Origin of the sequence: Mesorhizobium sp. M1C.F.Ca.ET.210.01.1.1 (genome assembly GCF_004791585.1) — a bacterium.
Lineage (GTDB): Bacteria > Pseudomonadota > Alphaproteobacteria > Rhizobiales > Rhizobiaceae > Mesorhizobium.
This window is the reverse complement of the sequence record NZ_SRUU01000032.1, coordinates 1-12,599: the sequence shown is the minus strand read 5'-3', so window position 1 is coordinate 12,599 and position 12,599 is coordinate 1. Positions and strand designations below refer to the sequence as shown.

13 protein-coding genes are annotated in these 12,599 nt (G+C 63.8%); 9 read left to right on the top strand and 4 right to left on the bottom strand.

Features of this window, described 5'->3' with window-relative positions:
* Positions 1–147 precede the first annotated feature (147 nt).
* The 4 genes from EN853_RS26940 to msrA all read left to right on the top strand — a co-directional run bounded on the left by EN853_RS26940 (position 148) and on the right by msrA (position 3,398).
* Positions 148–1,206, top strand: a complete 1,059-nt coding sequence (locus EN853_RS26940) for a TadE/TadG family type IV pilus assembly protein (protein WP_167524611.1) — start codon at positions 148–150, stop codon at positions 1,204–1,206.
* Between the two features lie 249 nt (positions 1,207–1,455).
* Positions 1,456–2,157, top strand: a complete 702-nt coding sequence (locus tag EN853_RS26935; RefSeq protein ID WP_127862142.1) for a DUF1223 domain-containing protein — start codon at positions 1,456–1,458, stop codon at positions 2,155–2,157.
* A gap of 83 nt (positions 2,158–2,240) precedes the next feature.
* Positions 2,241–2,546, top strand: coding sequence for a hypothetical protein (locus tag EN853_RS26930; protein ID WP_127862141.1), 306 nt, complete (start codon positions 2,241–2,243; stop codon positions 2,544–2,546).
* A gap of 108 nt (positions 2,547–2,654) precedes the next feature.
* A complete protein-coding gene (msrA, locus tag EN853_RS26925; protein WP_127862140.1) occupies positions 2,655–3,398 on the top strand; it encodes a peptide-methionine (S)-S-oxide reductase MsrA in 744 nt (247 codons plus the stop codon).
* A 192-nt stretch (positions 3,399–3,590) separates the two neighbouring features.
* On the opposite strand, the gene EN853_RS26920 is transcribed toward msrA, so the two are convergent.
* From EN853_RS26920 to EN853_RS26910, 3 genes are all read right to left on the bottom strand, one after another.
* Positions 3,591–4,595, bottom strand: coding sequence for a cytochrome d ubiquinol oxidase subunit II (locus EN853_RS26920; protein ID WP_127862139.1), 1,005 nt, complete (start codon positions 4,593–4,595; stop codon positions 3,591–3,593).
* A gap of 4 nt (positions 4,596–4,599) precedes the next feature.
* On the bottom strand, positions 4,600–5,961 hold the full coding sequence (locus EN853_RS26915; protein WP_127862138.1) for a cytochrome ubiquinol oxidase subunit I: 1,362 nt from the start codon (positions 5,959–5,961) through the stop codon (positions 4,600–4,602).
* A 288-nt stretch (positions 5,962–6,249) separates the two neighbouring features.
* On the bottom strand, positions 6,250–6,480 hold the full coding sequence (locus EN853_RS26910; protein ID WP_127862137.1) for a hypothetical protein: 231 nt from the start codon (positions 6,478–6,480) through the stop codon (positions 6,250–6,252).
* Positions 6,481–6,671: 191 nt separating this feature from the next.
* On the opposite strand from EN853_RS26910, the gene EN853_RS26905 reads away from it, so the two are divergent.
* From EN853_RS26905 to EN853_RS26895, 3 genes are all read left to right on the top strand, one after another.
* Entirely contained in the window at positions 6,672–7,964 is a 1,293-nt protein-coding gene (locus EN853_RS26905) for a phospholipase D-like domain-containing protein (RefSeq protein WP_127862136.1), read from the top strand.
* A 201-nt stretch (positions 7,965–8,165) separates the two neighbouring features.
* Positions 8,166–9,092, top strand: a complete 927-nt coding sequence (locus EN853_RS26900; RefSeq protein WP_127862135.1) for an ABC transporter ATP-binding protein — start codon at positions 8,166–8,168, stop codon at positions 9,090–9,092.
* Positions 9,089–9,850 (top strand): ABC transporter permease, encoded by a 762-nt coding sequence (locus EN853_RS26895; protein ID WP_127862134.1) that lies wholly within the window; start codon positions 9,089–9,091, stop codon positions 9,848–9,850. The genes EN853_RS26900 and EN853_RS26895 overlap by 4 nt, the downstream gene beginning before the upstream one ends.
* Positions 9,851–9,910: 60 nt before the next feature.
* Here the strand turns inward: EN853_RS26895 and EN853_RS26890 are convergent, their stop codons facing one another.
* Entirely contained in the window at positions 9,911–10,948 is a 1,038-nt protein-coding gene (locus EN853_RS26890; RefSeq protein ID WP_127862133.1) for a phosphatidylglycerol lysyltransferase domain-containing protein, read from the bottom strand.
* 244 nt (positions 10,949–11,192) lie between these two features.
* Between EN853_RS26890 and EN853_RS26885 the strand changes: the two genes are divergently transcribed.
* Both EN853_RS26885 and EN853_RS26880 read left to right on the top strand, forming a co-directional pair.
* Positions 11,193–11,684: a MarR family transcriptional regulator gene (locus EN853_RS26885; RefSeq protein ID WP_127862197.1), complete on the top strand. Its 492-nt coding sequence runs from the start codon at positions 11,193–11,195 to the stop codon at positions 11,682–11,684.
* Complete coding sequence (locus EN853_RS26880) at positions 11,681–12,361, top strand: GNAT family N-acetyltransferase (RefSeq protein WP_127862132.1); 681 nt, start codon at positions 11,681–11,683, stop codon at positions 12,359–12,361. Before EN853_RS26885 ends, EN853_RS26880 begins: the two co-directional genes overlap by 4 nt.
* Positions 12,362–12,599: the final 238 nt, after the last annotated feature.

Sequence of the window (12,599 nt, the reverse complement as noted above, 5' to 3'; positions counted from 1 at the left end):
TCGGCGACACCTTCTCCCACAAGGGGAGAAGGGGAAGTGCGCCCCGAAACATTCAAATCCGCTTAAACTTTCATGCACCCCTTTGGGGTATAATTCTACCCTCGGGTGTAGGCAGGCTGTGCTGCCGACGGTGTTTGGGGTCAAGGAATGTCCAAAAGAGATTTCGTCCGCTCTGAAAGCGGCTCGATGGCGCCGCTCATGGTCTTTCTGGCGGTCCCGCTCCTGCTCGCGATCGGCTTTTCCGTCGACTACACCTCGGCGGTGAAGACCCGGGGCAACATGCAGAACTCGCTGGACGCCGCGATCCTGTCGATCACCACCTTGCCGACCACGACGTCGAAGGCCGACCGCCAGGTAGCGCTGCAGCAGGCCTATGTGGCCAATAGCGGGCAGGGCACGGCAACGCTCACTGCCGTCAACGTCGCCGCCGACGGCACGGCGAGCTTCAGCGCCACCGCGGCCTATCCGATGCCGACCGATTTCATGGGGATCGCCAACATCAAGACCGTTGCCGTCGGCGTCGGCTCCTCGGTGCGCAAGACGCCGTCGCTGGTGCAGTCCACCTTCAAGGTGACGAAGGTGTCGGGTTACTGGGCCAAGACCATGACGCTCTACGGCACCCAGTTCGGCAGCACCACGGCCAAGCCGCTGATGACGATCAGCTATAACTATAACGGCTATGGCGACCCGAAAGGCTACGGCACAACCACGGTGAGCACCATCAACGGGTCGACCACGACGGTGGTCCAGAAACAGGTCTGCACGACCGGCACGGCAAAGAGCCTTGCGAAGAGCCTGCCTTCCGGGTCGGTGATCCAGACCGATCAGTATGGCACGTCCTATTCCTGCGCCGATACGTTCTATCCCGCCAACGGTGCGGGCGCGGTGATCGACGTCAGCCAGATGGACCAGCTCTATCTGCAGATGGACGTGCCCTCGGGCAATCCGAAGGTGTTGAAGTCGAACGATCCCAACACCTCGAACCGGCTCTATATCGGCCCAAGCCAGACAGACATGCCCGAGGTCGCGACCGGGCAGAAGGTCGACATTTTCACCTCGGTGCCCTGCGGCCAGACCGGCTACCAAGCCTGGGAAGACGGCGGCAACCCGGTGCCGGCCGCTGTCAACAACGCCGACTTCTTCTACACCGTGACCGGCAAGTGCGCCTTCAACCAGCGGCCCTCGGACACGGTGCTGACGCAGTAAGGGAGCGCCTTGCCCTTCTCCCCTGTGGGAGAAGGTGTCGCCGAAGGTGACGGATGAGGGGTGTTCCAGGGAAAGCCAGCGTCTCACTCCGCTGGAACACCCCTCATCCGCCTCGACGCTGCGCGCCGATCCACCTTCTCCCACAAGGGGAGAAGGAAAAGGAGAGCTCAATCACAAACCGGTGAAGCTGTAACGAAGCCTTCCGACGCGGCGAAATGGGAACATCGCCGCAACGGAGAACTGCTTCTCATGACCGGACCAAAGACAAAGCTCGGCAGGCTCGCCGGCGCAGCCTTCACCGCGCTTGCCGCCACGGCCGGCGCCGCTTCCGCGCAGCCGCTCACCGTGGTCGAGCTGTTCACCAGCCAGGGCTGCTCGTCCTGCCCGCCGGCCAATGCCAACCTGATCAAGGTCAAGGACCAGCCGGGCGTGCTGGCACTGTCGTTCAACGTCACCTACTGGGACTATCTCGGCTGGAAGGACACGTTCGGCCGGCAGGAATTCACCCAGCGCCAGGTCAATTACGAGCCGCCGCTCGGCCATGACGGGCCGTTCACGCCGCAGGTCGTGGTGAACGGCAGCGCCGACGCGGTCGGCGCCAAGCCCGGCGAGATCGAGCGGCTGATCTCGACAAGTCCTCAAGCCAAGGGCCCGGCGCTTTCGCTCGGCGACGGCAAGGTGAGCATCGGCGCCGGCTCGGCGCCCGGCGGGTCGGCGGATGTCTGGCTGGTGCGCTACCGCCAAGGCGTCGTCGAAGTGCCGGTGGCGCGCGGCGAGAACACCGGCCGCACGCTGCCACATGCCAATGTCGTGCATTCGCTTGAGAGGCTCGGCCGCTGGAACGGCCAGGCCACGACGCTGCCGCTGCCCGCGGCAACCGGGGGCTTGAGCACCGCGGTGCTGGTGCAGACACCGGGCGGCGGGCCGATCCTGGCTGCCGCCGCGAACTGATCATCCTCTTCTCGCGCGACGCCGCACGAAGCGGCAGCGCATCATCCGGCCCGCATCGCGCGCCACAACCCAAGGAGACCACTATGACCAAATTCCTGACGGCGCTCGCGCTTGCGCTCGCAACCACGGCCTTCGCCGCCGGCGCCCGCGCCGACGACGCCATCAACGCCATGAAGCCGGCCAATGCCATGGCGACCGACGCCATGAAGCCGGCGACGGACGCGATGAAACCGGCCGTTGCCATGAAGCCCGATGCGATGAGCACCCAGGCGATGAAACCGGCCACCGACGCGATGAAACCCGCGACGGATGCGATGAAGCCTGCGGATGCGATGAAGCCGGTGACGGATGCCATGAAGCCGGCCGATGCGATGGCTCCGGCTCAATAAATCCAGCGGGGGCCGAACAATTGCAAAGGGCGCGCCGCCGCACGGCAAAGTGAGAACCACGCGGCGGCTTCCGTCGTATATATTGGACCAGTGACAGGAGATCAGGACATGAACGGCATAGAGACAAAGGCCGCGCGGCGATCGCCCTTCCTTATCCGCGGCGCGGTTGCAGCGCTCGGTCTTGCGGCAGTCGCCGCGGCCGCCTTGTGGCAGACGCCCGCACGCTCGGCCGAGGACGCGGTGGTGATCCCGCCGCCGGCAATGGATGAAAAAGCGGCCGGCGGCATGGAGAAAGCCGTCTTCGCCGGCGGCTGCTTCTGGGGCGTGCAGGGCGTCTTCCAGCACGTCAAGGGCGTCAGCAAGGCCGTTTCCGGCTACACCGGCGGCAGCGCCGAGAACGCCGTCTACGAGGTCGTGGGCACCGGCCGCACCGGCCATGCGGAATCGGTCGAGATCACCTACGACCCGTCGAAGGTCACCTATGGCCAGCTTCTGCAGGTCTATTTCTCGGTCGCGCACAATCCGACGCAGCTGAACTACCAGGGGCCGGACCAGGGCACGCAGTACCGTTCGACGATCTTCGCCGAGAACGACGAGCAGAAGAAGGTCGCCGAGAGCTACATCGCCCAGCTCGACAAGGCCAAGGTGTTCGGCAAGCCGATCGTGACGACGCTGGAGACCGGCAAGACCTTCTATCCGGCCGAGGACTACCATCAGGATTTCCTGACGCTGAACCCGACCTACCCCTATATCGTCTACAACGACCTGCCGAAGATCGAGAACCTGAAGTCGCTGTTCCCGCAGCTCTATAGCGAGAAGCCGGTGCTGGTGCTGGCAAGTAGCAAGAGCTGATTATGCCATCCAAAGCCTTCTCCCCGTCACTATACGGGGAGAAGGTGCCGGCAGGCGGATGACGGGCGGCGCCAGCATTTGGGGATTGCCACCCGCTCTGCTTGAAAGGTTTGCGCTGCCCCTCATTGCCTTGCCGGGCATTTCTCCCCGTATAGTGACGGGTTGAAAGACGACGTCACCAGCGCCGCGCCCTCAATCATACCTCAGATCCGTCGCCTTTCCGCCAAACACCCGGTAGGCATAGAAGGAATAGAAGATGATGATCGGCAGCACGACGACGGTGCCGACCAGGATGAAGGCGAGGCTCTCCGGCGCCGAGGCGGCCTGCCAGATCGTCAGCCTGTCTGGCACCACGAACGGGTAGAACGACCAGGCGAGGCCGGCGAAGCCGAGCGCGAAGATGGCGGCCAAGGTCAGGAACGGCGTCAATGCATGGCTGTCATCAGGCCGCGGCAGATGGAAGGTCTGCCGCCACAGCCACAGGAAGAGCAGCGCCGACAGGATCGGCAGCGGCGAGAGATAGAGCATCTGCGGCCAGAGGAACCATTTGTCGAAGATGCGCGGGCTGGCGAAGGGCGTGGCCAAAGACACCGCCACCATGCCGAGCGCCGTCAGCACCAGCGTGACCCGCAGCCAGCGCACAGCCTTCTCCTGCAGGTCGCCCTCGGTCTTGTAGATCAGCCAGGCGGAACCCATCGCGGCATAGGCCGCCGACAGGCAGAGCGCGACCAGCGCGCCGAAGGCCATGCCGCCGAGGCCGACATCGAGGCCGAGCACATAGACGCCCAGCATATAGCCCTGCGCCAGCGAGGCGGTTGCGGAGCCGATGAAGAAGATGCGGTTCCAGCGCTGCTTCTTGCCGGCCGGCACCTTGGCGCGGAAATCGAAGGCGACGCCGCGCAGGATCAGCCCGACCAGAAGCACGAAGACGGGAAGGTAGAGCGCGGAGAGGATGGTGCCATGCGCCATCGGGAAGGCGACCAGCAAGAGCCCGACCGCCAGCACCAGCCAGGTCTCGTTGGCGTCCCAGAACGGGCCGATCGAGGCGATCATCGTATCCTGCTCGGCATTTTCGGCGGCAGCGAACAGGATGCCGATGCCGAGGTCGAAGCCGTCGAGGATGACGTAGATCAGGATGGCGAGGCCCATCAGGCCGGCGAAGATCAGCGGGAGCGCGGTTGGCCAGTCGAAGCTCATCGTTTCACTCTCCTGCAGCCTGCTGTGAAAGGGCTGCATCCATGGCGCCCGGCAGCGGCGAGGCGTCGCCATCCTTGGCCGCCTTCAGCGCCAGATGCACCAGCACGCCGAGATAGGCGATCAAGAGGAGCACATAGAGGATGAGGTAGACGGCTAAAGTCAGCGCCACATGGCTGCCGGCGACCGGGCCGACGGCATCCGCCGTCTTCAGCACGCCGGTGACCAGCCAGGGCTGGCGGCCGATCTCGGTCGTGTACCAGCCGGCAAGCGTCGCCACCCAGCCGGAGATCGTCATCGGAACCATGATGAGCGCCAGCGGCTTCGGCAGGCTGTTGCGGCGCTTGAGGAAGAACGCGGCCGACCAGGAGACGATCAGCATCAGGATGCCGGTGCCGACCATGATGCGGAAACCCCAGAACACCGGGAAGACCGGCGGGTGGTTGCCGGGATAGTCGTTCAGCCCCGGCACGACGCCGCTGGTCGAGTGTCGCAGCACGACGCTGGCGCCGTCCGGAATGGCGAGTTCGAACCTGTTCTCCTTGGCCGCCTCGTCGGGCAGCGCGAACAGGACCAGCGGCACGTTGGGGCCGGTGTTCCAGTTGGCTTCCATGGCGGCGATCTTCTGCGGCTGGTGCTCGAGCGTGTTCAGGCCATGCTGGTCGCCGGCGAAGATCTGGATCGGGATCAGGATGGCGGCGGTGAAGACGCCGGTGCGCAGGGCCTTCCACATCGATTCCGAGCGGTCGCCAACCAGGTAGCGCAGCGCGGACAGGCCGGCGACCAGGAAGGAGACCGTCAGCCCCGAGGCGAGCAGCATGTGGACCAGCCGGTAGGGCATGGATGGGTTGAAGATGACCGCCCACCAGTCGAGCGCATGCGCCACCCCATCGCGCATCTCGAAGCCGGCCGGCGTCTGCATCCACGAGTTCAGCGCGATGATCCAGAAGGCCGACACCGTGGTGCCGCCCGCCACCAGCACGGTTGCCAGCGTGTGGATGCGGTTGGAGACGCGGCGGAAGCCGAACAGCATGATGCCGAGGAAGGCCGCCTCGAGGAAGAAGGCGGTGAGGATCTCATAGGCAAGCAACGGGCCGGCGATGTTGCCGACCTTCTGCATGTAGCCCGGCCAGTTGGTGCCGAACTGGAAGCTCATGGTGACGCCGGTAACCACGCCCATGGCGAAGGACAGCGCGAAAACCTTCACCCAGGTGAAATAGGCGCGCATCCAGGCGGAATCGCCCGTCGCGTTGTAGCGGAGCTTGAAGAATAGCAGCACCCAGCCAAGTGCAATGGTGATCGCCGGAAACAGGATATGGAACGAAATATTCGCGCCAAACTGGATACGCGACAGAATGAGCGGGTCCATGGGCGACTCCGGCTGCTGCTATTCTTCGAGGATAGGCCTCGGCGGCGCATCGGTCAAAGCGGCGCGGCGTCACGCGAGGCGCGTTGTCGCAGCGCCGAAGCTCCACAATGATTGGAGCAGACAAGCTCTCCAGCAAAATAAAGTCGGCAAACAATAGGCCGCCATCGCCGTCCTTGCCGAAGGACCAACTGTCATTTCAGATCAATATAACGTATTTATCTTGCCGCAACCGTGGGGGGATTTGTCGTGGACGCGTTTTCCAACTTCGATGAAAGCAATGGATTCCGGTTAAAACTCTGGCGCGGCGAGCAAATGTGCCTGCTTGGCTTCGATGTCGACAATCCGGAGGATGATTTCGTCGGATTCGCGGTCGAATACAAGGAGCCGGGCGACGCCGAGTTCAAGCGACTGCACAATCGGATCGCCTTCGACTACGATGTCCCGGTCGTGGCGGCCGTGAACGGCCAGAGAACCTTCCCGACCACCGAAGCACCGCTGCAGACATTTCGATGGGTGCATTTTCCCTGGGAGCCGCGCAAGGGCATCTACACCTACAAGGTGACCAAGATGCACATGCCGCAAGACATGAAACTGGTGCGCGGCACGTCGGTCGAACTTCCGATCTCGCTCGACCCGGTAACCTATGAGGGGTTCCTCGACATCGGCTTCACCCCAACTTTGCCTCCTCGCAGGCCTTCGAGGCGAAGAAGGTGCAGCTGGGGCTCGACAACGACATCATCCCGGCGGATGCCGACGCGGGCCTGGACTTTGTCAACAAGAAGCATGACATCGCACCTACCGGCATCTACGACTGGCTGGGCTTCGGCGCGCATCAGCTGGTGTTCGAGTTCCTGGACTGGGTGAAACAGGACGCTTCCATCGAGGTCGACGCGCTGTGCTACGACCTCAACGAGCCGGATTTCGTCGCCGCGCTCGAGGCGCTGGGGCCAAGGCTGCGCGCGATCGTCGACGATTCGACGTCGACCGACAAAGACACCGGCGTGGTCAGCGGCCACGGCATCGCCAGCAGCGCCGAGAGCGTCAGCGCCCAGCGCCTTTTGACCAGCGCCGGCGCGGGACGTGTGAAACGCGGACATTTCAACGGCCTGCAGCACAACAAGGTGCTCATCGCCAAGCAGGCCGGCAAGGCCATACGCGTGCTCGGCGGCTCGACCAACTTCTCCTACCGGGGCCTCTACATCCAGGCGAACAACATGTTCGTCTTCAACGATGCCACGATCGCCGGCCTGTACCAACAGATGTTCGAGCTCGCCTTCAACGACATGGACAGTTTCAAGGCATCGAAGCTGAGCAAGGTCTGGCATTCCGTCCCGCAGCCCGGGAAACCCACGGTCAGCCTGTGTTTTTCGCCTCACACCAAGGCGGAGCTGTCGCTGGGCCCGGCGGGCGCGGCAATCGACGCGGCGACCTCGTCGGTTTTCTACTCCTTCGCGTTCATGAACCAGACCAAAAGCGGGGAGGTCCGCAAGGCGCTGGACCGGTTGATGAAGAAGCCGCTGTTCAGCTACGGCGTCGTCAACAGGAAGGGCGGCATGGAGTTGCTCAAGCCGAGCGGTGAAGTCGGACTGGTCGACTTCAAGTATCTGGCCGACCATGCGCCCGAGCCTTTCAAGACGGAGTGGTCCGGGGGCGGCGGCATCAACATCCATCACAAATTCGCGGTGGTCGACTTCGACAAGCCGACGGCGAAGGTCTATGCGGGCTCCAGCAACTTTGCGCCATCCGGCGAGAAGGGCAATGGCGACCACATGATCGTTATCGAGGATCAGCGCGTCGCCACGGTCTTTGCGATCGAATCGCTGCGCATGTTCGACCATCTGAACTTCCGCACAAGGATGGCCGAAGACCTCGCCGACCAGCCCAAGAAGCTGACGTTGAAGAAGCCGAAAGCGATCTCCAAGCTGAAAACCTCGTGGTTCGACAAATTCTACGTCGCGGGCAGCCAACGCGCACTGGATCGGATGCTCTTTTCGCGCAAATAGGCAAGCAGGGGTAACGGCGGGCGCCGATGCATGGGGCAAACCATGCCGGGCGGCGGACGATTGGTCGCCATCCGCCCGGTTTTTCATCGCCGCCGGCGGGGCGCCTGGCCGGAACTGTCAGGAAGTGCGTCGATTGCCGGTTTGCATAAAACGCCATCCGACCTATATCAGGTCACGTTTTCCAGCCGGCCGTTTTTCAGCATGTCATCCATCATATCGATTTCCGGTGTCACGAAGACCTATGCCACCGGCTTCAAGGCGCTGAAGGAAATCAATCTCGATATCGAGCGCGGCGAGATCTTCGCGCTGCTCGGGCCGAACGGCGCCGGCAAGACGACGCTGATCTCGATCGTCTGCGGCATCGTCAACCGCTCGTCGGGCAGCGTCACCGTGGACGGCCATGACATCGGCAAGGACTACCGCGCCGCGCGCAGCCTGATCGGGCTGGTGCCGCAGGAACTGACCATCGACGCCTTCGAGACGGTCTGGGCGACGGTCAACTACAGCCGCGGCCTGTTCGGCAAGGCCCCGAACAAGGCCTTCGTCGAGAAGGTGCTGCGCGACCTCTCGCTGTGGGACAAGAAGGACGCCAAGGCGATCACGCTGTCCGGCGGTATGAAGCGCCGGCTGATGATCGCCAAGGCGCTGTCGCACGAGCCGCGCGTTCTGTTCCTCGACGAGCCGACGGCCGGCGTCGACGTCGAATTGCGCCAGGACATGTGGGCGATGGTGCGGCGGCTGCGCGAGGACGGCGTCACCATCATCCTGACCACGCATTACATCGAGGAAGCCGAGGCGATGGCCGACCGCGTCGGCGTCATCAACAAGGGCGAGATCATCCTGGTCGAAGGCAAGGCCGAGCTGATGCGCAAGCTCGGCCGCAAGCAGATGACGCTGGAATTGCGCGCCCCGCTCAAGGCGTTACCGGACGGCCTGTCGCGCTACGCGCTGGAGCTGTCGAGCGACGGCGGGCAGCTCACCTACACCTATGACAACCAGAGCGACCGGCCGGGCGTCGCCTCGCTGATCCGCGACCTCGAGGCCGCCGGCCTCCAGTACCGCGACCTCGACACCAAGAACAGCTCGCTCGAAGAGATCTTTGTCAATCTTCTGAGGCAAGAGCCATGAACCTGCGCGCTGTATGGGCGATCTACCGGGTGGAGATGGCGCGTGCGTTCCGCACGGTGCTGCAGAGCATCATCTCGCCGGTGATCTCGACGTCGCTCTATTTCGTCGTCTTCGGCTCGGCCATCGGCTCGCGCATCACCGAGATCGACGGCATCAGCTACGGCGCCTTCATCGTGCCGGGGCTGATGATGCTGTCGCTCCTGACGCAGTCGATCTCGAACGCGTCCTTCGCCATCTATTTCCCGAAATTCGTCGGCTCGATCTATGAGCTTTTGTCGGCGCCGGTCTCCTATCTCGAGATCATCATCGCCTATGTCGGCGGTGCGGCGACCAAGTCGATCATGCTCGGTCTGATCATCCTAGGCACCGCAGCGCTGTTCGTGCCGCTCAGGATCGAGCATCCGTTCTGGATGATCGCCTTCCTGGTGCTGACGGCGGTGACCTTCAGCCTGTTCGGCTTCATCATCGGCATCTGGGCCAAGACCTTCGAGCAGCTGCAGCTGGTGCCGCTTTTGATCGTCACGCCGCTCACCTTCCTCGGCGGCAGCTTCTATTCGATTCACATGCTGCCCGGCATCTGGAAGACGATCACGCTGTTCAACCCGGTGGTCTACCTGATTAGCGGCTTTCGCTGGAGCTTCTACGGCAAGGCGGACGTCTCGGTCGGCGTCAGCCTCGGCATGACGCTGGTGTTCCTGGCCGCCTGCATCGCGATCGTGGCGTGGATTTTCAGGACCGGGTACCGGCTGAGGAATTGAGCGGCCGAGGACGGGGCGGTTCCTCGCCCCACGCGGTGAGAAGAGGAAAAAGAGCCTGCTTCAAATCGCCTTGATCAGCCGCAGCAGCCCCAGCATCTCCATCAGCGTTCCCTTGCGGAAGGCGACATAGGTCGGCTCCTCCTGCCCGTGGAAGCGGCGCTTGAAGGCGGCCTGGCCCTGCAGGTTGAAGCGCGAGCGGTTGACCCAGGGCGAGTCGTAGGCGCGCTGGAATGCGCCGCGCCAGAAGCTCGATTCGGCATAGCCGCTGGGTTCGATGTCGAGCAGCGGCGACAGGCCCAGCGTGACGACCGAGATGCCCTCCTCGCGAAAGCGGTCGACGGCGAACTTGGTCAGGCCGATCTCGGCATGCGGCGTGGCGTCGACCTGCTTGCGCTTGAAGGCGGTGGTGTAGCCGATGACGTTGCCGTTTCTGAACAGCGGATCGAAATCGAGGATGGCGACGAGGTCGCCCTCAGGGCCATGCAGGACGAAGCGGCGCATATCGGAGCCGAGATGGTCGGCGAAGGGCCGGTTCAGGAAGCCCATTTCCCAGCGCTTGACGATGCGCTCGCCGCGCCAGTTCTCGGAAAGCCGCGAGACCTCGTCGAGCAGCATGTTGGCCCTGTCCTCGGTGAAGCTGAAGCCCTTCTTCGCCAGCCAGCGCTCCGAATAGCGCACGGTCTCGTTGCGCTTGCCGGAAAAATCATGCGCCGGCAGCTGCAGCCTGGTATCGACGCCCAGCCGATTGACCTGGTAGCCGAGCTCGGCCAGCACCTTTGCCGTGGCGGCGCCGATCTGCACGAACCAGGGACCGCCTGCAGCCTCGACGAAGCGCCTGATGTAGCCGGGCCGCTCGGACGGATCGACCACCGGATCGCCGAGGGCGAAATGGTGCTTCATCTTGGTGCCGAAGGCGATGTAGCCGTCGCCGTCGCTGAAATAGGACAGCTTCTGCTGCACGGCGGTGGAGTAGGCGAGCGAGAAGTCGCCATGCCGCCGGACCAGCGCCAGCCGCTCGAGATGCGTCAGCTCGCGCCGCGGCACCCTGGGCGCCGCGCCTTCAAGAAACCTGTCGATATGGATCCGCAGGGAGGGCATGAGCTTCCGCGTGCCGATGAACAAAGACCCGCAGCCCACGGGCCTCGAATCAGTCGCCTTGGCGCGACCGATTGTCGGTCGTGTCGCGCCAGCGGCATATAGGATGCTATCGGCCGCGAATGAAGAGGAAATGTCGCCCGGCCGCGATCACAGCCGCACAGATCGGCTCACCGCATGAATGTCTGTTGCCAATTTCCATGCAATGTTATATATCAAGTTATGGTTTTTAGCCAGGCGGCCGGTCATGGAAGACATCCTGCGATCCCTCGGCTTTCTCTGCCTCGGCAGCCGGCTGAAGCGCATCGGCGAGCAGCTGCAGGCCGACACCCAGCGCGTCCTTGACCGGCTGGATGTGCGGATCCAATCGAGCCAGTATCCCTTGCTCGCCGCGCTTGACAGGCTGGGGCCGCTGCCGGTCGGCGAGCTGGCGCAGTCGCTCGGTATCGCCCAGCCGGGCGTGACGCGCAGCGTGTCGCTGCTCGCCGAGCTGGGCCTGGTCGAGGTCACGCAATCGAATGACGACCAGCGGCGCAGGATTGTCTCCCTCACGCGAAGCGGCCGGCGGCTGATCGACAGCGCGAAGCGAGACGTCTGGCCGCGCATCGAGGATGCGGTCGCGCAATTGTGCGCCGACCTCTCAGGGCCTCTCCTCGGCCAGCTTGCCGCGATCGAGGATCGGTTGGCCGCAACTCCTCTCGACCGTCGTGCGGAAAAAGCCAGGGTCGCCGCGCCATGAAACATGTTCTCGATCGTCCCATCTGGAGCGCGCTTGCGACGCGCCACCGGGTCTTCGCCGAAGGCGGCGACCTCGCCCGGCGGTACCGGCCATCGATCGTTCCTTTCGCCGCCACCGCGGCGGATGACGCAGAAAGCCTGCGGGCGCTGGGCAGGCTGCTGCCGCCGCTTGAAAGCTCGATCCTGGTTCAGACGGATCCGATCGTCCTGCCCGCCGAGCTTGCCCCGGTTTCGACCGCGTCCCTGGTGCAGATGGTCGCCGAGCAGCCGGTGCAGGCCGTATCCGACGAGCGCGTGCAGCGGCTGGCGCGGGGCGACGCGGCCGAGATGCTCGCGCTGGCATCGCTCACCAAGCCCGGCCCGTTCACGCTGGAGGCCTTGAGCCTCGGCGAGTTCTGGGGCGTGAAGATCGACGGCAGGCTGGCGGCGATGGCCGGCGAGCGCATGAAGCAGCCCGGCTATTCGGAACTCAGCGGCGTGTGCTCGCATCCGGATTTCCGCGGCGGCGGCCTGGCCAGACTGCTGTCGCTCTTCGTGGCAAACCGGATCATGGCGCGGGGCGAGGTACCCTATCTCCACGCCTATGACAGTAACGCCGCGGCCGTCGGACTCTATGAGTCCATCGGCTTCCGGCTGAGAACCACCCTGAACATGGCGGTGGTTCGACGCGAGGGATAGTTGCCGGGTAATGGATGGCCATGCTTGCCTTGATAGATCGCATTGAGCGACGCCCATCGCTTCGTCATCCTATGGCGGAGCAAGGAGCGAAGCGACGCGGCGCAGACCATAGGATCCTGTGTGTTGGTTCCGGTGTATGGTTGAAGTGGGAAGGAGACCGAGTGGATCCTGGTCGTCCTTTCGGACAGGCCGTGGCATGGCCCGGTCCCTTCCCACCGGTAAAACCATCAACCTGAAC

What these genes read in the sequence shown, in the direction of transcription:
- EN853_RS26940 (WP_167524611.1), top strand. Translation starts at nt 148, where the DNA reads ATGTCCAAAAGAGATTTCGTCCGCTCTGAAAGCGGCTCGATGGCGCCG.
- EN853_RS26935 (WP_127862142.1), top strand. Translation starts at nt 1,456, where the DNA reads ATGACCGGACCAAAGACAAAGCTCGGCAGGCTCGCCGGCGCAGCCTTC.
- EN853_RS26930 (WP_127862141.1), top strand. Translation starts at nt 2,241, where the DNA reads ATGACCAAATTCCTGACGGCGCTCGCGCTTGCGCTCGCAACCACGGCC.
- msrA (WP_127862140.1), top strand. Translation starts at nt 2,655, where the DNA reads ATGAACGGCATAGAGACAAAGGCCGCGCGGCGATCGCCCTTCCTTATC.
- EN853_RS26920 (WP_127862139.1), bottom strand. Translation starts at nt 4,595, where the DNA reads ATGAGCTTCGACTGGCCAACCGCGCTCCCGCTGATCTTCGCCGGCCTG.
- EN853_RS26915 (WP_127862138.1), bottom strand. Translation starts at nt 5,961, where the DNA reads ATGGACCCGCTCATTCTGTCGCGTATCCAGTTTGGCGCGAATATTTCG.
- EN853_RS26910 (WP_127862137.1), bottom strand. Translation starts at nt 6,480, where the DNA reads ATGCACCCATCGAAATGTCTGCAGCGGTGCTTCGGTGGTCGGGAAGGT.
- EN853_RS26900 (WP_127862135.1), top strand. Translation starts at nt 8,166, where the DNA reads ATGTCATCCATCATATCGATTTCCGGTGTCACGAAGACCTATGCCACC.
- EN853_RS26895 (WP_127862134.1), top strand. Translation starts at nt 9,089, where the DNA reads ATGAACCTGCGCGCTGTATGGGCGATCTACCGGGTGGAGATGGCGCGT.
- EN853_RS26890 (WP_127862133.1), bottom strand. Translation starts at nt 10,948, where the DNA reads ATGCCCTCCCTGCGGATCCATATCGACAGGTTTCTTGAAGGCGCGGCG.
- EN853_RS26885 (WP_127862197.1), top strand. Translation starts at nt 11,193, where the DNA reads ATGGAAGACATCCTGCGATCCCTCGGCTTTCTCTGCCTCGGCAGCCGG.
- EN853_RS26880 (WP_127862132.1), top strand. Translation starts at nt 11,681, where the DNA reads ATGAAACATGTTCTCGATCGTCCCATCTGGAGCGCGCTTGCGACGCGC.